Origin of the sequence: Brevibacillus formosus, assembly GCF_003013405.1 — a bacterium.
Lineage (GTDB): Bacteria > Bacillota > Bacilli > Brevibacillales > Brevibacillaceae > Brevibacillus > Brevibacillus formosus.
The window spans coordinates 63,200-83,366 of sequence record NZ_PXZL01000018.1 but is presented as its reverse complement, the minus strand read 5'-3'; the positions used below and the strand labels follow the sequence as shown (position 1 = coordinate 83,366).

Here is a 20,167-nt window from a genome sequence, read left to right as displayed (position 1 = left end):
TCCTTTCTCAATGTCCATTATTCTTACTGATAACCTTTGATCACAATATACACAATCGCTACATAAAATACGATTCGATCCACAGTCCGATACATCGACTTGGACACCGGAATGCCGAGCCAGCCCACTCGCAACGGCCACAATAACTGAATACGTCCCACCAGCATATCGCTGATCAGATGGGACAAAATTCCCCAAAGCCCTGCCATGGCAGCCAAAGAATCGCCGAACAGCAGGAACGGAAGGAATAAAATCACCCAGGAGTGTGTGACCGTACGATGGCCGAATCCTTTTTGCAGCATTTTGGACAAAGGTCCCATCAAGTTTCCGAGCTTGCTATTTGCTTGATCGATATCGGGTACAAGTGCCATCGTTGCACCAATGACACTGCCCTTCCACGAAGGATAGGCGCAGTAGCCTGCAATGGCACCGAGTACCATATGTGTTTTCCATGTCATTTGCCTTTCACACCGTCTTTCTTGTTAGTCTTGAGAGCTTATGAACGGTTGGTGGAATGGCAACCCAATGTCATCATACATACAGGCGTTACGTCTCCAACAAGGACATAAAGCTCTCCGGATCGAGTCCATCTCCTTCGATCACAATGGCTGTCATTCCAGTTTCACTGCCTGATTCGTGCCCTTCTCCTGTGATCCAGAATGCTGCCTGTCCACTCTGGATTGGGATGCGCTCTGTACCTTCACCGCGTACCCAGCCCTCACCGTTTACGACGAGAAAAAGCTGAGGGCAAGGCGCCGGATGATAACCGACAATCCCGCCAGCTTCCAAATGGATACATCCTATCGAAACGGAATCAGGTGTGCGGATAACACGAGAAATCGCCGCATGGACGGAATTATAGCGATCAATCGTTTTCCCTACTGGCTGATCAAATCGGAATCGTTTCATATTTTCCCCTCCGCCTTTTGACGTGCAAGCCTTATCATAGCGCAAGTAATAGCGCTGTGACAGACTCATCTTCTACGATTACTCCCGAGACCAAATATTTTGGTAGTCGACAACACCAAGCGCATTCACCGAAACACCGGTCAGAACCGAATGGTGCATCGGCGAGGTTTTGGAGGGAGGATTGAATGACGATGCTATCTACAGCATGCCGATTCCCCTCCCACAGGAAGAGTTTACCACAATCAGAACGTACGTTCTATAAAATATTGAGAAATTTAACAGCGGCAGTGGGGAATCTCGTAAAAACACCCCTCAGAATCATTTTGTCGATTCTAAGGGGTGTATCCTGTGGCGAAGCTTTATACCTTGAAATGGCCTATCAGTTTTTCCAAATCATCCGCGAGGCTCGCCAGCGAGGCAGCGGAGGAGTAAATTTCCTCCATCGAGGCAAGCTGTTCTTCTGTAGCAGACGAGACTCCCACCGACAGAGAAACAGCCGATTGCGCGACAGTGGCGATCATCTGCATCGATTGTCCGACCTTGCCTGTACTTTCCGTAAGGGTATGTGCAGCAGTCGATACTTCTTGAATCTCATTCGTCACGCCCACTACAGCATCGCGAATCTGAGAGAACGCTTCTCCTGCTCTTGCGACACCCCCCATCCCATCTGTTACTTCTTGAGAGCCTTTTTCCATCGTGAGGACCGCTTCGTTCGTCTCCATCTGGATTGATGCTACCAATTGGGAAATTTCTTGTGCCGATGCAGAAGCCTGCTCTGCCAGCTTTCGCACTTCATCCGCCACGACAGCAAAGCCTCTGCCATGCTCGCCCGCCCTCGCCGCTTCGATGGCGGCATTCAATGCCAAGAGATTCGTCTGACCTGAAATTTGCGTAATGACTTCGACGATTTGACCGATTTGCTCGGAGCGTTTTCCTAAACCACCTACCAGCGCAGTCAAATGCTCCATCGTTTCTCCGATCCCGTTCATCTGGGATACCGACTGCTGGATGGTTCGATCCCCCTCTGTCGCCAGCTCAGAGGTACTGGCAGCCGCAGCAGACACGCTTTGCGCACGTGCCGCAATTTTTTCAATGCCTGCGGATATTTCTTCGACCTCCTGCTGACTCTCCTCTACGTTTTGGGATTGCCTGTCCGTTCCTTCCGTCATTTCCTGGATCGTGATGGCGATCTGTTCCGTAGCTTGGCTCGTTTGCTTCGAGCTCGCTGTCAACTGTTCAGCCGCGGCTGCAACCTGCTGGGCATGCCCGCGAACCTGAGAAATCAGCTCTCGTAAATTGGCTAGCATCCGGTTGAATGAGCCTGCCAACTGTCCAATCTCGTCTTTGGAAAAGACGGTCAACTCTTGCGTCAAATCTCCTTTTCCGTCAGCGATATCATGAAGCTGTTTGTTCACTCGATGCAGGGGTACCACAATGGAGCGAATCAGAAGACCGCCAACCACAATCGCGACGAGAATCCCCACTACATTAAAAAGCAACTGGATCATGGCCGAAATTTCTTCGTTCTTCGCCATCTCCTGTTGATCTGCTTCGATTTCATTGCGCACCTCTTCGACCAATCGACTCACAACCGAATCCAGTTCTTTTCTCGATTGCCGTTCCTGGCCGAAATGCTGAGCGATGGCTTCTTCACGCAGTCCATTATCCTGTGCCTCTACCACTTTATGACTCGACTCCAGAAAGGACTTGTATAGTCTCTTTGCCTCCTCCATTTCTTCACGATGGTGAGAAGACTCAAGAGAACTGTTCATTTTGGCAAACAGGCTGTCCACCTTCGCTGCCTTTTCCTTCAATTCCATCCGAAATTCTTCATCGCCTGTTAACAAGTAGGCTCGTTCGTCATTATTTCGACCTGTCATGATAAATTGCATTTCGCGCAGGTCCGTCAATAATTTTTCCTCTTCGATAATTTCTTTGTAGGATGCCTTCATTGCTAGCATTTGCAGGTGCATATACGTACCTGAACCGAACATGACTGCCAATATGACACCAAAAGCCAGGATGATTTTTGTTCTGATTTTCACAAGATGTGCCTCCCGTCATCTGATACTCTTGTTCATACCCGGCTCCTCCTTCCTTCAAACAATTTGATGTGCAAACAAAAAACCGCCAGGAAAAATCCTGACGGTTCAAACATTCGGTACGCTAAACTCCGAGCTTTGCAGCCACTTTATCCTCTATGCTGTAGTCAATTCCTTGCAAAACGTTCTCAGGAGGATGATCAATCTCCCATGCAATCGTACGTAGCATAGACTCCTCTGTGGTTGTTTGTTCTGTATACCCCAGCTCTCGCCTGATTTTTGCAGTATCCAGTTGAACATGCTGCCTCGTTTCGATTTGTGGGACCCACTCATTTGGCAGCTCTGTTGAAGACGCTGTAATCACTTTGCCATTCCAACCATAAACGCTGCCGATTCGTTCAATCCACTCTCGCATCGACAAGCATTGCTCTTCCGCTACGTGGTAAATCTGATTTTTTGCTCGATCGTTGGTCGCCACCAAGCAAATGGCATGCGCGATGTCTTCTACGTAGCCGCGTGCCCAACGCCAAGAAGCAAAGCCTTCTTCGAGCAAAATAAACGGACGTCCGTCACGCATCTGCTGAAGGTACGGATAGACGCGATGCTGGTAATCATGTGGGCCATACACCATCGGCAGGCGCAATATCGTGCCTGGCAGACTCTGCTGCCCCATCACGACTCGCTCCACGAGTACCTTGTCATAAAATTCGCGGTCTGGTCTGGCCCCGCGGAACGGATAGCGCTTCTCGCAAAGTGGAGACTGCTCCGTAAGCGGCTCGGTCGTAATTGGACCGGATTCGATCTTGTTCACCCGGCCAAACGCCTGATACACGTCACAGCTGCTGATCGCTACGACACGGCCTGCTATATCCTGAAACGTTTCTATCAGCTGACGGGCATCTGCTTCTGAGTACGGAAACAGATCAATGACCGCATCGGGAGCAAAAGAACGAAAGGCCTCCCGGTATTCACCGAGCCGGGAACGATCTCCCGTGATAGAAACGACACTCTGTGGAAGAGAGGCTGCGCCGAGGGTAAGCCCCCTATTAAATACAGCAACCTCATGACCTGCTTCTGCCAAGCGCTTCACTGCATGTGGACCGATAAAACGCGTTCCCCCCAAAAATAGGATCTTCACCCCGGCACCCCCATCTTTACAATTTTTCGATCACTTTATCAATCAAGCCGTATTCAAGCGCCTCTGTGGCGGTAAGGAAATAGTCTCGGTCTGCATCTTTTTCAATTTGCTCGACTGTCTTTCCCGTACGCTCAGCGATGATCGTATACAGCATGTTGCGATGTCGCATTATACGGTCTGCTGCGATCTTGATATCGCTCGCCTGTCCTTGACTGCCTCCCCACGGCTGGTGGAGCATGACTTCTGCATTGGGCAGCGCGTACCTTTTGCCTGGCGCTCCTGCTACGAGAAGCATCGCGCCCATGGACGCTGCCATCCCTGTGCAGATCGTGGACACATCAGGCGCAATGAAACTCATTGTATCAATAATCGCCATCCCTGCTGTGACAGAGCCTCCGGGCGAATTGATATAAAGGTGAATGTCTTTTTTCGGGTCCTCTGCTGCCAAAAACAGCAACTGAGCTACAACTGCATTGGCTACCTGATCATCGATGGCACTCCCGAGAAAAATGATGCGATCCTTCAACAACCGGGAGTAAATGTCATAGGACCTCTCTCCATAACTCGTTTGCTCGACTACTACCGGAATGAGATTCATGAAAAACCCTCCTTCGCTTGTTTGCGCTCGATTTTTTATGCGGCCATCCGCATGCTGGTTGCTTGTGGCACTGCCACTGATTTTTTGTTAAATCCAGATGAAACCTGCGTCACGACTGCCGGATTACTCGCCGGGCCCACTAACCATGTCTGAACAGCTGCTTCTGTTTCAACAGCAACCCCATTTCCGTTTCTGGCAGGCATGGCAATGACCTGATCGGTTTGAGGCTGGACTCGACTTTCCCAAACAATTACGGGTTTGGACTTGGTTGACTCCATAGCTTGTGCCTTCATGCCTCGTCTCCTCCTTGTTTTGGATATACCGCGAGAACCACCTGATACGTCTCTTGTCCCTTTTCTTTTGGCTGATACTTCGCTACAAGCTGATTCACCAGTTGGACGTATTCCTCTACAAAAGCACTGCGCTGTTCCGCACTGGCTAGCTGAATACTCGCATTCAGTGAGGCGCTCGGAACCTCCACCTCTTGATCGGAGCGCTCCAGCAAGAGCATGGCATCCCGCTTGATTCGTTCTGCTGTCTGGACCAGATGAGACAGCGACCCTTGATCCTTCATTTGCTGAACGGTATCGTTGCCCCAGTTCAGTCCTTCCGAGAGCACATATGTCCGCGCAATCGCCAAATAAAGCACCTCGACGAGATTGCGCACCTGTCGACTCCCTACCCGCCTGACCAACCCGACTTTTTCCAAGGCCTTCAGGTGATAATTAACACGCTGCGGGATTTCATTGATACCACGTGCGACTTCTGCTGCCGAAGCAGGCTCTGCCAAACGGCTTAAAATTTCGGCACGGAGCGGGTTCAATAGCGCCATCGCCTGTTCCGGCTTCTCGACTACATATGTTTCCAGTTGTTCGTGCGCCACAACAACACCTCATGACATTAATCATTTACGTAAAAATAGTTTATTACGTTGATTTTTGTTTGTCAAATGATGGTTAAGCCTTTTTTTCGACAATGTCAAAAGCCCCGCTATGACCTGCGGAGCTTTGTTTTTTATTACTATTCGGTTTGCTCAATGAAAAGAGATGATTTCGCCATCCTGCGGAACATGTACGCGGCCTGACAGCTGTTTTTCCTGCAAGCATTCATTCAATTCCCGGCGGCTGAGCAAGCAATGGTTCCACGTCTCCATATGGGCAACGAGAACACGGCTGTCGGGCGCGGCATTTGCGACATGGACGATATCCTCCTTCGTCATCGTGATCGGGTCTCCCGTCAAGAACCGGGCTGCGCCTGCGAAAACAACGATCGCATCCGGACGATACTCAACAATGGCCTGCTCTACTTCCTCACACCAAATCGTATCCCCCGCCACATACAGCGCCGGCTCACCATCCCGCTCCAAGACAAAGCCAGATACTGGCCCCATCTGCTGTCCAATTTCCCCTGTTCCGTGTTGACCACCTGTTCGATGCAAGTGAACCCCTTGCCATGTATACTCCTCTTCGATGGCAATGACTTGTTCGAAGCCATGCTGCACCAACTTATCCAGATCTGGTGGCTGGCAAAATACAGGAAAATGCTTCGGGAGAAGGCGGATGGCCGCCTCATCGAGATGATCGAAATGGGTATGCGTCACCAAGAGGGCGTCCACGCCAGCGATTACCTCCTCCACGGATATGGGCAATTCTACTCCTGGATTCGGGCGCTGATTGGGCGTATTTGGTACTGCTGGCATTTCGCCCTTGGAGCTAAACATCGGATCGACCAAAAATGTCAGCCCTGCATATTCCACGCGCAAGGTAGCATGTCGTACAAGCTGAATCTGCATGTCATTTCTTCCTTTCCTCGTTATCGTTATAATGGATGTACGTTTATTGTATAGGACCGTAAACAGTTGCCGCGAAACGATTGCTGGCTACCGACTTTCGCCGTGAAAGGAGATACGCATGCTAGACCAAATTGATCTCTCCATCCTTGCCTTGCTACGAAAAAACAGCCGCTTGCAGTGGAAGGACATCGGCGAACAGGTCCATCTAAGCGGTCAAGCCGTCGGCAACCGCATTAGACGAATGGAGGAGCAAGGGATTATTCAAGGCTACACAACGCTCATTGATGAAGCCAAAATCGCCCCTTTCCTCACTGCTCTGGTCACTATGTTCATGACCACTACCGATCATTCTCTTTTTACTCGTTTTATCAAAAGTCGCAGCGAGATCGTCGAAGCACATCGCATTAGCGGAGAAGGCTGCTATACCTTGGTGGTGCATGTCCCAGATCAAGAGGCCCTCAATCATTTTTTAGATGCCCTGCTTCCTTTTGGGAACTACCGTGTCAATCTATCGATTAACAAATTGAAATAGTTGGCAGTTTGGCAAATGTATTCGCTCTCATGATTTTTCAAGATTGCACGATTTTGTGAACAAGAGTAGAATGATGAATACGAAAGGAGGAGAATCGCCATGGAAGATATGCTGTTGCTGCTGCTTTCGCTGGAAGAATTCTTCGCCTTGGTCGCGCTTTTTGTAGGATGCTTCACTTCTGCTTTTTGTCTCAGACAGTGTTGCCTGCAAAACCGGGCTCTACCTCAGAACGTCACGGATATGTACCGACCTTCCATTAACACGTTGTTGGTTGAGACTTATCCAATGGCGGCAAGGCAACCGCAGCGCCTTCGCTTATTCAGGCGCATACAGCATACAGACAGCGAGATGGATACATATGATTCCTTCGTTTTGGATCGCGTAGCGTAACGAACATCCAAAAGGAGGTTGATCATATGATCGCCAAATATATCGGAGAAGCTTTGTTGTTTGTAGTAGGTCTGCCTATTTTCGCTTATCAGACATTCGAAGGAATACACGCATTGGCAGATTTCTTCGCGCAAGTTTCCGATTTTACCAATTTCAAATAAGCATGACGCATAGAAAAGCCTGACCGCTTCCTTTGACGGTCAGGCTTTCTTTAATCTGCCTGGATGCGGTCTCCTCTTGTTGTCGGCTGCGAGATCACAAGAAATTCCACATCCTCTGCTCCCTCGTTTTTCATCTGGTGTTTGACTCCCGGAGGCACTTCTACCCCTTCCTGCCTGCCCAGCACATGTCGAACGCCATCCACTTCCAGCATAGCCTGTCCTGACAGCACGAAGAAAAACTGTCGCGACCGCTCGTGATAATGACGCACTTCTGCTGTATTTCCGGGCATTCGCTCATGTATGACGCTGAGCTCTTGGCCTTTGACCAGATGCCATCCATCGCATTGATCTCCCCAATGATAGTGCTCTGCATTCTCCTTGCTGATTTTCGCCATGCCTGCTCCTCCTCCAGTTTTTGCTCTATCTTCACACGCTGAGGAGCATTTGTCACCAAGTGTTTACTTTTTCTACTGGCTATGTTAAAATCTTTGTGTATTGCAAGTGAATATTTGATTCGTTACTGGAGGAGCCTGTCATCATAGGGTTCTTTTTGTCTTTTTTAGCGACAAAAAGAAAGCTGTGATTGCAGGCTCTTTTTTATTTCGTAAAAAGGGGGAAACCAAATGCTTATTTTTCAGCTGGCTGTCATTTTGATCGCCTCCAAAATCGCCGGTGACATCAGTGTGAGGCTGGGACAGCCATCCGTTTTGGGGAAACTGCTCATCGGTATTGTCTTAGGTCCTACCGTTCTCGGGCTGGTCACAGACACAGAAATCCTCAAGGAAATTAGCCAAATCGGGGTTATCCTGCTCATGTTTATCGCGGGCTTGGAGACCGATATTGATGAGTTCAAACGAACCGCCAAGTCTTCAACCAGCGTAGGTGTCGCAGGGATTGTCGTGCCTCTTGCACTCGGTTATGGTGCCGGGATTGCGATTGGTCTCTCCAACATTGAAGCGATCTTCCTGGGCCTGTTGCTCTCTGCTACCAGTGTGAGTATTTCCGTACAAACATTGAAGGAATTGGGCAAGCTAAAATCAAGAGAAGGCGCAACGATCATGGGAGCTGCTGTGATTGATGACGTTTTGGTCATTCTGGCACTCGCTTTCTTGATGAGCTTTGCTGGCGGGGACGTAAATCTCGGCATGGTGATTTTGAAAAAGGTCGCGTTTTTTGCCATCGTCATCGTTCTTTCCTGGAAGGTTGTCCCTTGGGTTTTGAAAAAATTTGCTCCGTTGCAGGTTACAGAATCGGTCATTTCCGCAGCTCTCATCATCTGTTTCCTGTTCGCTTATTTTGCTGAATATACAGGGGTTGCCGCCATCATCGGTTCCTACATCGCCGGTGTTGCCATCAGCTTGACCAATTACAAGCAAGAAGTAACGCACAAGGTCGAAACCATCAGCTACGCGGTTTTCGTACCAGTGTTCTTCACCTCGATCGGGGTAACGGCACAGTTCTCTGGCATCTTGGAAAATCTCGGACTGATTGTGCTCCTGAGTGTCATCGCGATTGTTTCCAAGCTCATCGGTGGTGCTTTTGGCGCAAAAATCACAGGCTTCCCGTGGAAAAACTCGATGGCCATTGGTGCTGCCATGGTATCGCGTGGAGAAGTGGCACTCATTATCGCCGCCATTGGTTTGGAGAACAATTTGCTCACTCAAGACATGTTTGCCGTCCTGATTGTCGTCGTACTCTTGACGACCATCGTCACTCCGCCAATGATGAAAATGTTCTTCTCGAAAACATCGCAGCCAGAAGGAATGGCGTTGAAAAAGAACGCCTAAAACAACGAAGACTGTTTCTCGCCATAGACGCGGGAGACAGTCTTTTTTACTATGGAAAAAATACCCTCTCTTCTGATAGGAGGAACACCGTCATGAAAATTGTAATCGCCCCAGATTCCTTTAAAGGCAGCCTGACTGCCAAACAAGTGGGCGAAGCCATTCGCTCAGGGATTCAACGCGCACTCCCGCAAAGTGAACTCATCGTGAAACCGATGGCTGACGGCGGTGAAGGTACTATGCAATGCCTTGTCGATGCCACAGCTGGCAGAATACTGACCGCAACCGTAAAAAACCCGCTCGGACAGGACATTTCTGCTGAATTCGGCATTTTGGGTGACGATGTAACCTGTGTGATTGAAATGGCTGCTGCATCTGGCCTTTACTTGATTTCTACCGAGGAACGCAACCCGTTCGTCACGACGACCTATGGCTTTGGTCAGTTGATTACGGCCGGGCTGGATCAAGGCTGCCGCAAGTTCATCCTGGGATTGGGTGGCAGTGCTACCAATGACGGAGGCGCTGGCATGCTTCAAGCCCTCGGGTATGTGCTTCTCGATCAAGACGATCAGCCACTCTCTTTTGGAGGTGGTGAGTTATCACGACTGAGCCTGATTGATACGAGGCAGGTTGATAAGCGGCTGGCTGACTGTCACTTCGTCATCGCGTGTGATGTCACCAATCCTTTTGTTGGATCTAATGGCGCTTCTCACGTTTTCGGCCCGCAAAAGGGAGCCACACCGGAAATGGTGCTGCAATTGGATGATCATTTGCGCCATTTCGCTGACTTGATCGAAAAGACCTGCGGCATCGCCATTCACGATTTGCCTGGGACTGGTGCTGCGGGTGGTGTCGCTGGTGCCCTTCTCGCTTTTCTGAATGGCCAGCTGCGCTCCGGGATTGAGATTGTGATCGAGACGACCGGACTCGCGGAAGCCATGGACAAAGCCAATCTAGTGATCACAGGCGAGGGACAAGTCGATTTCCAGACTGCCCAAGGAAAGACGCCATGCGGAGTTGCCCAACTCGCGCAACGATACGGCATTCCCGTCATCGTCCTCGCTGGTTCCATTGGAAATGGCATCGACACCCTTTATGAAAAAGGCGTTTCTGCCGTTGTCAGCATCACCAACAAACCGATGACCCTAGATCAATCAATGCGCGAAGCCGCCTCACTCTTGGAGCAGACAGCCGAGCAGGTTATGCGGATTTATAGCTTGAAATCCTGATCGGCCCCTTGTTAACCGTATATGAGTGCATCGACAAGCCTCTGATAGCCGATATCGGAAAAGAAATCGAATGTGGCTTCGGCGGAGTCAATACTCCCATCGGACTCGTCATCATTTTCAGTACATAGGTCAGTAAAATTTTGGAAAACCCCGGTACTGGTGATGCTTTGGGTGTCATCATCAAAGGGACTCCAATCGCGGACGATGTCAAATGGTTGCGGGATGGCAGGCTCCTTTTTCATTCGCTCCGGCTGGGCGCCTTGCTCGGTACCATGGCAATCGGCAGCGGTGCAATGGTATTCATTTTGGGGCTCATCCTGTTGCATAGCTTTTTCAGATTCATATATGTGTTTAAGTCTATCGGCTGTTGCACGCCAACTGAATTTCTCCAAGGCAATTTGACGAGCTTCTTGCTTCATTTTCAAATACAGTGGCTTATTCATGATCAGCGAACAGATCGCATCGGCGAAGGCTTGCGGATCTTTATATTGCTTGATCAGCAAGCCAGATCGGCCATGCTGAATCACTTCTTTTATTCCCCCGTTTTTCGAGGCAACGACTGGCAATCCGGAAGACATCGCTTCGACGTTAACAAGTCCGAACGATTCATGCTTTTGCGAAGGACAAATGAACAAATCGGCTTTTCTGAAAATGCGATGGATATGACAATGGGGGATCGTGCCTAGGAATTCGGCATGTACGCCAAATTTACGAGAGAGCGACTGCAATTGCTTTGCATATTTGCTTGTTGGTGATCCTCCTGCAATCATTACTTTGACTGGTTGGGCTACCTGTTTATTCACGAGCTTGACTGCTTGAAGCAATACGGGAACGCCTTTGCGTGGGATAAGCCTGCCTGCGAACAATAAGGTGAAGGCACGCGGATGAGAGGTTTTTTGAATAGGGGAAAAGCGAGATGTATCAACACCAAGCCATGCAACCCGGATTTTTTTCGACACACTGGGAAACCGAGCAGAAAGCCGACTTTCAAGCGAGGAGCTGTTAGTGATAATCAAGTCTGCTTTTCGCAACCCGGCCAAAGTCTCTGCCCGGCTGGTTTGGGGAAAGTTTACAAAAGTCAGCGAGTGAAGATATAAGGACACAGTAGCTTTCGGAAACATCGCTTTAATCGAACTGACGAACTCCGGACGGTTATCAAGTTGCAAAACGTCAAATCGGCGTTTTTTCAGGATTTTTTTCACATGGGTCAAATATTTCGCAGGACTGCCGGTAGGAACGCGATAGATGCGCACCCCGTCGATAACAGAAAACTTCGGATAACGAGGATGCGCTCTGCTGATGATCGAGACCGAGTGCCACTTACTCAATTCTTTGGCGATCGCCAGAATCGTTATTTCGACGGACCCCCCAAGAATGGGGGGAACGGGAATTTGCTCGGGGGCGATGATCACGATTTTCATACCGATCCCTCTCCTGTTTAAGAGCTAGGACTTGCAGAAAATTCTTCATTCGATAGACACAAGTACATTTTATGTTTTGGTGATAAGAAGGTGTTGGGCACGGTGCCTATGGCGTTCAGACATTTTTGGGAATCACTTTGTTTCCCTATGAAGGGTATAGCGCTTTAAACGCGGGGAGTATTTTTTCAGTTCCAATCGCTCGGGATGATTCCGCTTGTTTTTGGTTGTGATATAGTTGCGGTCTCCTGTTTCAGTGCATTGCAGGGTTACATTCACTCGCATAGATGTCAGCCTCCTCTTTTTTGGTTACAATGTCGTCTCAATAACAGCATCTACTGTCGGGAGGGGGTCGGGCAGCTTACTCCAGTCCGCCTCGTATTCCTCATCGTTCAGGAGACATGCATCGAGATGCTTCACGATTTGCTCCTGATTCAGATCGATCCCGATAAAGACGAGCTCTGTGGTTCGATCTCCATGTACGGGATGCCATGTTTGCTGCCAGTCCGGCTCCTCTACCAGAATGGCTTGTTGCTCTTCTGCCGATAATGCTGCTGTCCAATAGCCTGCCGTTCCGATTTCGATAGACGGTCCCGCCTGACTGAGCGTCATCGCCACGTCATTTCGTGTCGCCAACCAGAAAAATCCTTTGGCACGCACGACCTCCTCTGGCCAATCCTCCAGCCACTTCTCAAAACGGGCTGGATGAAACGGCCTGCGACTGCGATAAACGAAGGAGGAAATTCCATACTCGTCCGTCTCAGGTGTATGCTCTTCCTTTTGCAGCTCAGCAATCCATCCCGCTGATTGACTGGCAGTCTCGAAGTCGAACAGATGGGTATTCAAAATTTCTTGCGGGTCCACCTGCCCACGAACAGCGCGGATAAAGCGAGCATTTGGCTGTAGTCTGCGCAGAACGGCTTCCAGCTGGATTAAATCGTCTGGAGCGACGCGATCGCATTTGTTCAGAATCAACACATCACAGAATTCAATTTGGTCGATCAAAAGATCCGCGACCTCACGGGAATCCTCTTCGCCAACTGCCTGCCCTCTGTCCAAAAGGTTTTCGCCAGACGAAAAGTCATGCCAGAAACGGTACGCATCCACTACGGTCACCATCGTGTCCAAGCGGCACAGGGATGATAAATTGATGCCATTTTCTTCGTCTACATATGTGAATGTCTGGGCGACAGGAACCGGCTCGCCTACTCCGGTTGATTCAATCAGTATGTAGTCATACCTTCCCTCCAAAGCCAGACGCTCTACCTCCGTCAGCAAATCCTCCCGCAAGGTGCAGCAAATGCAGCCATTCGACAGCTCCACGACCTTTTCGTCCACGCGTGAGAGACCACTTCCCGAGAGAATAAGAGAGGCGTCTACGTTTACTTCGCTCAAATCGTTAACGATTACGGCGACTCGTAGCCCGTCCCGATTATTCAGGACATGGTTCAGTAGCGTCGTTTTGCCCGCTCCCAAGTACCCGCTCAGGACTGTGACGGGGATTTTATTTTCAATCATGTTCATGCTAGGTTCTCCTTTTCAGCTTTCTTAAAACGTAATAATTACGATTTGTTCGTTATCATAACGCATCAAAATATTCAAAGTCAATACAAAACGTAATTATTACGATTTAACGAACCGACGACTAATGCCTGCAAATTACTCATAAAAAAATCAGCCAGATTTCACTCTGACTGATTTCCTCTACGCCTACTCCACTATTGTTTTTTCGCCTTATTCATCCCAACTGCTTCACCATAAACCCCAATGATTGGCTGGTACGCCTGCCGATCATTCAATTTCTCCTGCTCGACGACTGGCTGCAGGCGATTTTCTTTCCACGTAAGCTGACTGTACACATGACCTGTCGCAGTCGGCATCGTGACGAGGATGTCTTTTACCTGATCAGCATTGCCATCTGTGATGGTGAGCTTCGGAAGAATACCACTGTCACGTTTTCCTACAGGGATAAACATCTGCTGATTGTTCTTCCCTTCACGAACCACGAGACGCAGGTTATGGGCCGTCTGATTCATCGATACGCCCATCTTATCCCCTATAAGAAAAATGTGATCCTTGATGTTGTCTCCGGTCACGTCTGCATACTTCGTATCAAGGACAAAGGTACTATCGCTGCCCATATTGAAGCCGCTATTAATCCTTACATCTGGCGACTGCACATTGTCCCAGTCTGCTTTTTGAACCGTTACCTGTAAAAGCTGCGGCTTTTTGTCGACGATGTTCCACACACTGGTCGCCACTGCCAAGCGATCCTCCGTGTTCAGCCCATACAAGGTTTGCTTGCCCATGTAACGCAGGTTGCCTTGGGCATCCCGGAATGGCACCAGCTCCGCAAGTTTTTGCGTATATCCATCGGTTGCCTTTTGCAGCTTTCCATTGGCATGATAAATCCCTTGCTTCACGTACGTAGCCTTATTTTCCGATATATCTACTGTACTCGTCGCTTTTGTTTTTGTGTTCGTTACTTTTGCTACAAATCCATCGACAAATTGTATAGTGAACGGGATATTTTGCTCTGGTTGCAATAAGACTACTGGCGCGAACGCTTGCGATTGGGTGCCGCTCGCTTGAACCGGTTCAGCCCCAACGCCCGAAGCCATGAGAACTGCGCCGCTGCAAAGAACTGCCGCCATCGTTTTGTGCCATGGTTTCATCCTATTCTCCTCCTTCGTATAGATAACATCCAACTCCTATCCTACATTTTTAAACGAATTTGCTAGGTAAATTGTTGCTAGTAAAATGTTCCCTGTTCTCTCGCACTTTTTTCCTGTATAAGGTAGCTTAGAGCATGTTCGCTCGTTCTTGAAAAGCTCGATAACGGGTTTTTTTACCGTTTTGCAACAATTTTGCTGGATGGGCAAGCTACAATATAGTCAAATGGATGCAGCAACAGAAAGGAACATTTGAAATGAAAAAGGCTTGGCTCGTAACGACAGCACTCTGCGCTTCGCTTGTTAGCGGTTGCGGACTCACAGATACACCCAATGAATTGATGCGCGCCCCGTCAGCAGACGGCGATCAGAAGTCGATCAATCAGGCCGTCATGCAATTTTTGCCGGCTGGGTCACAATTATCTGTTCCTCTTCATCCCGCAGAAGCCAGTGCCGTCTCCCTACAGGATCTAAACGGGGATGGGGTTGCAGAGGTCGTCGCTTTTTACAAAACCGAAAAAACCGATTATGAAATCGGTGTGCTTGTGCTTACCCAAAAGCAGGGAAACTGGGAAAAGCTCTCCTCCTTTACTGGCGTCGGCAGCGAATTGGATTACGTCTCTTTTCAAGATCTCACAGGGGACAAAATTCCGGAAATGCTGATTGGAATGGGAGGCGGCGAAGATTTGAACAAAGAGCTCTCCGTTTATTCGCTAGCGAATAATATGACTCAGGAATTGATGAAGCAGCCCTATTCCATTATGGCAGTAGGCGATTTGACAGGAGATGATCATGCGGATCTCGCTCTCGTTGTTCTCGATAAAAATAACTTCACATCCAAAGCCGAGCTGTATGGGGCGGCGAATGGCACAATCGCAAAAAAGACGGAGCTAGCCCTTGACGGATATGTGAATGGTTACTATCAGGCTATCATCGGAAAAGCATCGCCAACCCGAAACGGACTATTTATTGATGCTGGTTTAGGTGCTCACTCTGCTTCCACTGAACTACTCCTCTGGGACAATGGACAACTGTCCAACCCTTTGGCAAAAATAGAAGGAGAGATGGACCTGACCTTCAAGCCTTATTCTCTGGAAAGTGAAGATATCAACGGTGATGGCATCATCGAGATCGGCACGAAAATACAACCTGCTGGGACAGAGGATTTGGCTATGGCAGAAATCCCTTGGGTCTCCTCCTACTTCCAATGGGACGGGAAAACGGGCTTGAAACACATCGAGGATCATTATCAAAATTATGCACAGGGCTTTGACCTCAAGATTCCGGCAAAATGGGGCGAAAAGTACACCATCTCCATCAACCATGATACGAATCCACTTCTTGTCCGATTCCAATATTACGGTGCAAATGGGAAAAATAAGGCAGAATTACTAACGCTGCAAAGCATTCCACAAAACGAATGGATCAAATTTGAAAGCGGATTGAAGCAAAAGCAAGTTCCCTACATTTTGCTAAAGGAAGAGGGAAAACAAGTCTTGATCGCCATTTTACCGCAAACGACACCTACCCTTGGAAAGGCTGCTCTCGCAGAATATCGATCGATGCAGCTTACCGCAGAGGAGGTTCGTCATCTCTACAAGCCGGTGACGAACCGGGAATAAAGTGAAATAGTAAATCCTTATCAAGGAGATTTGCCCTATGAAGGTTCTATTACTGGAAGACGAGAAATCCATCCGCGATTTTGTGCGCATCAATCTCAAGCGCGAGGGCTATGAGGTAATCGAGGCTGGGACCGGAGAAGAGGCACTTGATCTCGCCGATCAACAATCGGACATCGTCATTGCAATTCTTGACGTCATGCTCCCCGGTATTGATGGCTTCGAAGTATGCGGGCAGCTGCGAAAAAAATATCCGCGCCTTGGGATCATTATGCTCACGGCCAAAAGCCAGGAGCTGGACAAAGTCATGGGTCTCGAATTCGGGGCGGATGATTACGTCTCCAAGCCATTTAGCCCTGCGGAACTGCTGGCCCGTGTCAAAGCGTTGCACCGCAGATTGACACCGATTCCTGAGGCTGAGGACAAAAATGAAATTAACATTGCCCCCTTCACGCTGCTGCTCGATGAACGCAAGCTGACTCGGGCGGAACAAGAAATTGACCTCACGCCGAAAGAATTTGCCATCATCAAATTACTCGCAGAAAATGCGAACAAAGCCATCAGTCGGGACGAGATTTTGACAGCAGTTTGGGGTCAATTTTTTGTCGGGGACTTAAAAATCGTTGATGTGAATATCCGCCGAATCCGGCAAAAAATCGAGGACGATCCGGCTCATCCAGCTTTCCTGGAGACAGTCTGGGGGTATGGCTACCTGTGGCGAAAGGACGTCCCAGATGAAAGGCATTAAGAGTAGGCTGGTTCTTCATTTCGGCCTGATCCTCCTTCTGATCGTACTGCTCTTGGAAGGACTGTTTTACTGGGCCGTTCATACGTATTACATCGGGACTGCGACCGAAGCATTAGTGACCCGCAGCACGACCTTCACCAATTTTATTAACAAGTACGCCACTGGCTATCGGTTAAAAGACAAAGCACGATACATTTTGGAGAATGTTTCGAATCAGGAATACGCCAAAATTGAGGTCTTGGACCCGGGAGGAAAAGTCATTCTCAATTCATACGGCTTTCAGACCAGCGAGATCATCAATACTCCTGACGTCATGGATGCCCTCAAGGGGCAAAGTGGTCTGTACATTGGGAAAAGTCCACAGTCACGAGAGCGTGTCATCGCGGTGTCCAATCCGCTTACGTACAGCGGAGAATTTGTAGGCGTTCTGCGTTACACAATCTCCGCTGAACCGCTCTATCAAGCAGTAAATCGCATTGCCTTATACGGCGCTGGCGTTGGTGCAAGCGTAGTCGTCCTCGCTTTTGCACTCAGCCTGCTCATGGCAAAACGAATCGTCGACCCTATCGAAGAATTAACGAATGCTGCCAAACAAATGGCGGAAGGAAATTTCGCTGTCCGCGCGCCAAAACGATTCGATGATGAGGTAGGTACCCTTGCCGATACTTTCAATTACATGGCAATGGAGATTGGGAAAAACGAAAAGCTGAAAAATGACTTCATCTCCTCTGTCTCCCATGAGCTGCGAACCCCACTTACGTCAATTAAAGGGTGGGGTGAAACACTCATCTCAGGGGGTTTGGAAGAGCCTGAAGAGACGATGCTCGGTTTGGAAGTCATCTCCAAGGAGACAGATCGTTTGATCGGGCTCGTCGAGGAATTGCTCGATTTCTCGAAGTTTCAATCCGGTGAGATGAAATTGTCTCGTGAACGCATGGATGTCCGGGATCTTCTTCAAGATTTGCATCTTCAATTTTCGGTCCGTGCCAACGCGAAACAAATCGAGTTGAAACTGGAGACTCCCCCTACCCCACTCATGGTTATGGGAGACCCGAATCGGCTGAAGCAAGTATTTGTGAATCTATTGGACAACGCGTTGAAATTCACGCCACAAAAAGGGTCGATCGTCATCGCAGCTTCCTTGTCAGGCGATAGGCTCCTTGTCACCGTCACGGATACTGGTGAAGGCATTAACCCGGAAGACCTGCCGCATGTTACAGAAAAGTTTTTCAAGGGACGCTCCAAGCTCTCCGGCAGTGGTCTGGGATTGGCGATCTGCAAAGAGATCATTCAACTCCATGCCGGACGGTTTTCGGTCAGCAGCGCACTTGGTCAAGGAACATCGATTATGGTGGATTTACCGTTGCTGGCGAATCAATAAGGCAGGAAGAGCGAATCGCTCTCCTGGGGAAGATATGAAAAAAACTCACCCTGCCCTCATTAGCATGAGGAGTGGATGAGTTTTTTTCTGTTTGTACACGCTATTAGAAGCTGTTTTGAATGACCAATTCTTCCAGGCCAAAACGGGAAGTCGAATAGGCTTGCACGCTTGCTTTCCCCAAAGTCAGCATGAGTGTTGGCAAATAGCGGGATGGGATATTCAGCTCTTTAATGAGCGCATCACGGTTGTAGCCACCCATTGGGCACGTGTCGTATCCTTTTGCTTTTGCCGCCAGCATGAGCTGCATCGCTGCATAGGACGAATTACGGATTGCTTCATCACGCGCGATTTCCGGGTTGTTATTGTACGCCCCTTCGATTTGTGCGATCATGCTCTCCCGTACTTGCTCTGTAACGTAACCTTTTGCCAATGCTTCATCATAAACAGGGCGAGCAGACTTATAAGCCTCCAGATCGCCAAGAATGATGATCGTAGCGTAAGCATCCACTACCTGCTGCTGATTGTGTGCGATTGGGAGCAATTTTTCTTTGATAGCAGGATCGGTCACGACGAGAAAACGCCAATGCTGCAAATTCCAGGCCGAAGGTGCACTTGCTGCAAGACGCAGGATTTCGTTCAGCTCGCCTTGTGGAATTTTTTCATTCGGATCGTATTTACGCACGCTGTGACGGGCTTCCATTACCTGTTCAGCGGAAATTTTCACTTCTGTACTCATGGTTAAATCTCCTCCATACTGTATAGTACGCTGTTAAAAATATACTACTTACTTTATTATCGTTACAAACATTTTGCAATTACTTTTTACAGTTCGCTTTATACCCTATTGTTTGGAGGCACTCTCGATGAAATACACGGATAACATTGTCATCGTCACAGGCGGTGGCCAAGGCATCGGACGGGCTGTCGCCACCATGTATGCTGCCGAAGGGGCACATGTCGTCATCGCCGAATACAATCGCGCAGCGGGAGAGGAAACGGCCTCGCTAATCAACACGACTGAAACAGTGAAAGGCACAGCCCATTTCGAGCACATCGACGTCAGCGTGCCGGCGCAGATCGAACAGTTGATGAGAACCGTCGATGAACGCTGGGGGCGGCTCGATGTTTTGATCAACAACGCGGGCTTGTCTGTATGGGAATCCCCTTATGAACTGACAGTCGAAGCGTGGGACCATATCTTGAACACGAATTTGCGCAGTGTTTTTCTCGCATCAAGGGAAGCAGCCAAAATCATGCGTCGCCATGGTGGAGGCGCGATCCTTAATCTTTGTTCGACGCGGGCTCACATGTCCGAGCCTCACTCGGAGGCATACGCGGCTTCCAAAGGAGGCATTTTATCCTTAACACATGCGCTTGGTGTCTCACTCGGCCCCGATGGGATTCGTGTCAATGCGATCTCTCCCGGTTGGATTGAACACCGCGATTATGCCGCTCTTCGTCCCGGTGATCATGCCCAGCATCCGGCGGGTCGCGTAGGTACACCCGACGATATTGCCCGTGCGTGCCTATTTTTGACACAAAAGGACAACGACTTCATTACGGGTACTGAGCTGATTATAGATGGCGGAATGACACGCAAAATGATATACGAGCCATAAGCTAAACCAATGTCCTCCCTCTTGAATATGTTGTGCTAACAAGAGAAAAAGGAGGAGTTGTATGCCATTTGAAGAGGAAGACCTCAGAATTCTCGCCCTATGGCTTTTGGCAATCGGGTATCTGATTCTTGCCTT

The 20,167-nt window shown here is 49.1% G+C and carries 23 protein-coding genes; 9 read left to right on the top strand and 14 right to left on the bottom strand.

Annotated elements, in window-relative coordinates; genetic code table 11:
- Nucleotides 1-23: 23 nt before the first annotated feature.
- The 8 genes from C7R91_RS17370 to C7R91_RS17335 all read right to left on the bottom strand — a co-directional run bounded on the left by C7R91_RS17370 (nt 24) and on the right by C7R91_RS17335 (nt 6,479).
- Nucleotides 24-458, bottom strand: coding sequence for a metal-dependent hydrolase (locus tag C7R91_RS17370; protein ID WP_047073891.1), 435 nt, complete (start codon nt 456-458; stop codon nt 24-26).
- A gap of 88 nt (nt 459-546) precedes the next feature.
- The gene (locus C7R91_RS17365; RefSeq protein WP_047074064.1) at nt 547-909 is read right to left on the bottom strand and encodes a hypothetical protein; all 363 of its coding nucleotides are present in this window, start codon (nt 907-909) and stop codon (nt 547-549) included.
- A gap of 359 nt (nt 910-1,268) precedes the next feature.
- Nucleotides 1,269-2,954, bottom strand: coding sequence for a methyl-accepting chemotaxis protein (locus C7R91_RS17360; protein WP_047073889.1), 1,686 nt, complete (start codon nt 2,952-2,954; stop codon nt 1,269-1,271).
- Nucleotides 2,955-3,075: 121 nt separating this feature from the next.
- Complete coding sequence (locus C7R91_RS17355) at nt 3,076-4,089, bottom strand: NAD-dependent epimerase/dehydratase family protein (protein ID WP_047073887.1); 1,014 nt, start codon at nt 4,087-4,089, stop codon at nt 3,076-3,078.
- A 16-nt stretch (nt 4,090-4,105) separates the two neighbouring features.
- A complete protein-coding gene (clpP, locus tag C7R91_RS17350; RefSeq protein WP_047073885.1) occupies nt 4,106-4,687 on the bottom strand; it encodes an ATP-dependent Clp endopeptidase proteolytic subunit ClpP in 582 nt (193 codons plus the stop codon).
- Between the two features lie 35 nt (nt 4,688-4,722).
- On the bottom strand, nt 4,723-4,980 hold the full coding sequence (locus tag C7R91_RS17345; protein ID WP_047073884.1) for a hypothetical protein: 258 nt from the start codon (nt 4,978-4,980) through the stop codon (nt 4,723-4,725).
- Nucleotides 4,977-5,570, bottom strand: a complete 594-nt coding sequence (locus C7R91_RS17340) for a winged helix-turn-helix domain-containing protein (protein WP_007726169.1) — start codon at nt 5,568-5,570, stop codon at nt 4,977-4,979. The genes C7R91_RS17345 and C7R91_RS17340 overlap by 4 nt, the downstream gene beginning before the upstream one ends.
- Nucleotides 5,571-5,720: 150 nt before the next feature.
- Nucleotides 5,721-6,479 carry an MBL fold metallo-hydrolase gene (locus tag C7R91_RS17335; protein WP_047073882.1) on the bottom strand — a complete coding sequence of 253 codons (759 nt, stop codon included), beginning with the start codon at nt 6,477-6,479 and terminating at the stop codon, nt 5,721-5,723.
- A gap of 118 nt (nt 6,480-6,597) precedes the next feature.
- Between C7R91_RS17335 and C7R91_RS17330 the strand changes: the two genes are divergently transcribed.
- The 3 genes from C7R91_RS17330 (at nt 6,598) to C7R91_RS29735 (ending at nt 7,562) form a co-directional block, all read left to right on the top strand.
- Nucleotides 6,598-7,011, top strand: a complete 414-nt coding sequence (locus C7R91_RS17330) for an Lrp/AsnC family transcriptional regulator (protein ID WP_047073880.1) — start codon at nt 6,598-6,600, stop codon at nt 7,009-7,011.
- Nucleotides 7,012-7,110: 99 nt separating this feature from the next.
- The gene (locus C7R91_RS17325) at nt 7,111-7,401 is read left to right on the top strand and encodes a hypothetical protein (RefSeq protein WP_047073878.1); all 291 of its coding nucleotides are present in this window, start codon (nt 7,111-7,113) and stop codon (nt 7,399-7,401) included.
- A 26-nt stretch (nt 7,402-7,427) separates the two neighbouring features.
- Nucleotides 7,428-7,562 (top strand): hypothetical protein, encoded by a 135-nt coding sequence (locus tag C7R91_RS29735; RefSeq protein ID WP_255322514.1) that lies wholly within the window; start codon nt 7,428-7,430, stop codon nt 7,560-7,562.
- Nucleotides 7,563-7,612: 50 nt separating this feature from the next.
- Here C7R91_RS29735 and C7R91_RS17320 read toward each other — a convergent pair whose 3' ends face one another.
- Nucleotides 7,613-7,957, bottom strand: a complete 345-nt coding sequence (locus C7R91_RS17320) for a cupin domain-containing protein (RefSeq protein WP_007726152.1) — start codon at nt 7,955-7,957, stop codon at nt 7,613-7,615.
- Nucleotides 7,958-8,185: 228 nt separating this feature from the next.
- On the opposite strand from C7R91_RS17320, the gene C7R91_RS17315 reads away from it, so the two are divergent.
- A complete protein-coding gene (locus C7R91_RS17315) occupies nt 8,186-9,349 on the top strand; it encodes a cation:proton antiporter (protein ID WP_047073876.1) in 1,164 nt (387 codons plus the stop codon).
- Between the two features lie 92 nt (nt 9,350-9,441).
- The gene (locus tag C7R91_RS17310; RefSeq protein WP_047073874.1) at nt 9,442-10,575 is read left to right on the top strand and encodes a glycerate kinase; all 1,134 of its coding nucleotides are present in this window, start codon (nt 9,442-9,444) and stop codon (nt 10,573-10,575) included.
- Between the two features lie 11 nt (nt 10,576-10,586).
- Here the strand turns inward: C7R91_RS17310 and C7R91_RS17305 are convergent, their stop codons facing one another.
- From C7R91_RS17305 to C7R91_RS17290, 4 genes are all read right to left on the bottom strand, one after another.
- A complete protein-coding gene (locus tag C7R91_RS17305; protein ID WP_047073872.1) occupies nt 10,587-11,996 on the bottom strand; it encodes a glycosyltransferase family 4 protein in 1,410 nt (469 codons plus the stop codon).
- Between the two features lie 132 nt (nt 11,997-12,128).
- Nucleotides 12,129-12,278 carry a 50S ribosomal protein L33 gene (gene rpmG / locus C7R91_RS17300; protein ID WP_047073870.1) on the bottom strand — a complete coding sequence of 50 codons (150 nt, stop codon included), beginning with the start codon at nt 12,276-12,278 and terminating at the stop codon, nt 12,129-12,131.
- A gap of 24 nt (nt 12,279-12,302) precedes the next feature.
- Nucleotides 12,303-13,517: a GTP-binding protein gene (locus C7R91_RS17295; RefSeq protein WP_083995218.1), complete on the bottom strand. Its 1,215-nt coding sequence runs from the start codon at nt 13,515-13,517 to the stop codon at nt 12,303-12,305.
- 194 nt (nt 13,518-13,711) lie between these two features.
- Nucleotides 13,712-14,668, bottom strand: coding sequence for a YybI family spore inner coat protein (locus tag C7R91_RS17290; RefSeq protein WP_047073868.1), 957 nt, complete (start codon nt 14,666-14,668; stop codon nt 13,712-13,714).
- Between the two features lie 254 nt (nt 14,669-14,922).
- Between C7R91_RS17290 and C7R91_RS17285 the strand changes: the two genes are divergently transcribed.
- The 3 genes from C7R91_RS17285 to C7R91_RS17275 are packed head-to-tail and all read left to right on the top strand — an operon-like array spanning nt 14,923 to nt 18,413.
- Nucleotides 14,923-16,287 carry a hypothetical protein gene (locus C7R91_RS17285; RefSeq protein ID WP_047074059.1) on the top strand — a complete coding sequence of 455 codons (1,365 nt, stop codon included), beginning with the start codon at nt 14,923-14,925 and terminating at the stop codon, nt 16,285-16,287.
- 37 nt (nt 16,288-16,324) lie between these two features.
- A complete protein-coding gene (locus C7R91_RS17280; RefSeq protein WP_047073866.1) occupies nt 16,325-17,032 on the top strand; it encodes a response regulator transcription factor in 708 nt (235 codons plus the stop codon).
- Nucleotides 17,019-18,413 (top strand): sensor histidine kinase, encoded by a 1,395-nt coding sequence (locus C7R91_RS17275; protein WP_047073864.1) that lies wholly within the window; start codon nt 17,019-17,021, stop codon nt 18,411-18,413. The genes C7R91_RS17280 and C7R91_RS17275 overlap by 14 nt, the downstream gene beginning before the upstream one ends.
- A 103-nt stretch (nt 18,414-18,516) precedes the next feature.
- On the opposite strand, the gene C7R91_RS17270 is transcribed toward C7R91_RS17275, so the two are convergent.
- On the bottom strand, nt 18,517-19,149 hold the full coding sequence (locus C7R91_RS17270) for a nitroreductase family protein (RefSeq protein ID WP_047073862.1): 633 nt from the start codon (nt 19,147-19,149) through the stop codon (nt 18,517-18,519).
- Between the two features lie 127 nt (nt 19,150-19,276).
- Here C7R91_RS17270 and C7R91_RS17265 point away from each other — a divergent pair, with 127 nt between their 5' ends.
- Nucleotides 19,277-20,032, top strand: a complete 756-nt coding sequence (locus C7R91_RS17265) for an SDR family NAD(P)-dependent oxidoreductase (RefSeq protein WP_047073861.1) — start codon at nt 19,277-19,279, stop codon at nt 20,030-20,032.
- The last annotated feature ends 135 nt before the right edge of the window (nt 20,033-20,167 follow it).

What these genes read in the sequence shown, in the direction of transcription:
- C7R91_RS17280 (WP_047073866.1), top strand. Translation starts at nt 16,325, where the DNA reads ATGAAGGTTCTATTACTGGAAGACGAGAAATCCATCCGCGATTTTGTG.
- C7R91_RS29735 (WP_255322514.1), top strand. Translation starts at nt 7,428, where the DNA reads ATGATCGCCAAATATATCGGAGAAGCTTTGTTGTTTGTAGTAGGTCTG.
- C7R91_RS17270 (WP_047073862.1), bottom strand. Translation starts at nt 19,149, where the DNA reads ATGAGTACAGAAGTGAAAATTTCCGCTGAACAGGTAATGGAAGCCCGT.
- clpP (WP_047073885.1), bottom strand. Translation starts at nt 4,687, where the DNA reads ATGAATCTCATTCCGGTAGTAGTCGAGCAAACGAGTTATGGAGAGAGG.
- rpmG (WP_047073870.1), bottom strand. Translation starts at nt 12,278, where the DNA reads ATGCGAGTGAATGTAACCCTGCAATGCACTGAAACAGGAGACCGCAAC.
- C7R91_RS17295 (WP_083995218.1), bottom strand. Translation starts at nt 13,517, where the DNA reads ATGAACATGATTGAAAATAAAATCCCCGTCACAGTCCTGAGCGGGTAC.
- C7R91_RS17265 (WP_047073861.1), top strand. Translation starts at nt 19,277, where the DNA reads ATGAAATACACGGATAACATTGTCATCGTCACAGGCGGTGGCCAAGGC.
- C7R91_RS17275 (WP_047073864.1), top strand. Translation starts at nt 17,019, where the DNA reads ATGAAAGGCATTAAGAGTAGGCTGGTTCTTCATTTCGGCCTGATCCTC.
- C7R91_RS17325 (WP_047073878.1), top strand. Translation starts at nt 7,111, where the DNA reads ATGGAAGATATGCTGTTGCTGCTGCTTTCGCTGGAAGAATTCTTCGCC.
- C7R91_RS17320 (WP_007726152.1), bottom strand. Translation starts at nt 7,957, where the DNA reads ATGGCGAAAATCAGCAAGGAGAATGCAGAGCACTATCATTGGGGAGAT.
- C7R91_RS17335 (WP_047073882.1), bottom strand. Translation starts at nt 6,479, where the DNA reads ATGCAGATTCAGCTTGTACGACATGCTACCTTGCGCGTGGAATATGCA.
- C7R91_RS17290 (WP_047073868.1), bottom strand. Translation starts at nt 14,668, where the DNA reads ATGAAACCATGGCACAAAACGATGGCGGCAGTTCTTTGCAGCGGCGCA.
- C7R91_RS17310 (WP_047073874.1), top strand. Translation starts at nt 9,442, where the DNA reads ATGAAAATTGTAATCGCCCCAGATTCCTTTAAAGGCAGCCTGACTGCC.
- C7R91_RS17330 (WP_047073880.1), top strand. Translation starts at nt 6,598, where the DNA reads ATGCTAGACCAAATTGATCTCTCCATCCTTGCCTTGCTACGAAAAAAC.
- C7R91_RS17285 (WP_047074059.1), top strand. Translation starts at nt 14,923, where the DNA reads ATGAAAAAGGCTTGGCTCGTAACGACAGCACTCTGCGCTTCGCTTGTT.
- C7R91_RS17305 (WP_047073872.1), bottom strand. Translation starts at nt 11,996, where the DNA reads ATGAAAATCGTGATCATCGCCCCCGAGCAAATTCCCGTTCCCCCCATT.
- C7R91_RS17315 (WP_047073876.1), top strand. Translation starts at nt 8,186, where the DNA reads ATGCTTATTTTTCAGCTGGCTGTCATTTTGATCGCCTCCAAAATCGCC.
- C7R91_RS17370 (WP_047073891.1), bottom strand. Translation starts at nt 458, where the DNA reads ATGACATGGAAAACACATATGGTACTCGGTGCCATTGCAGGCTACTGC.
- C7R91_RS17365 (WP_047074064.1), bottom strand. Translation starts at nt 909, where the DNA reads ATGAAACGATTCCGATTTGATCAGCCAGTAGGGAAAACGATTGATCGC.
- C7R91_RS17345 (WP_047073884.1), bottom strand. Translation starts at nt 4,980, where the DNA reads ATGAAGGCACAAGCTATGGAGTCAACCAAGTCCAAACCCGTAATTGTT.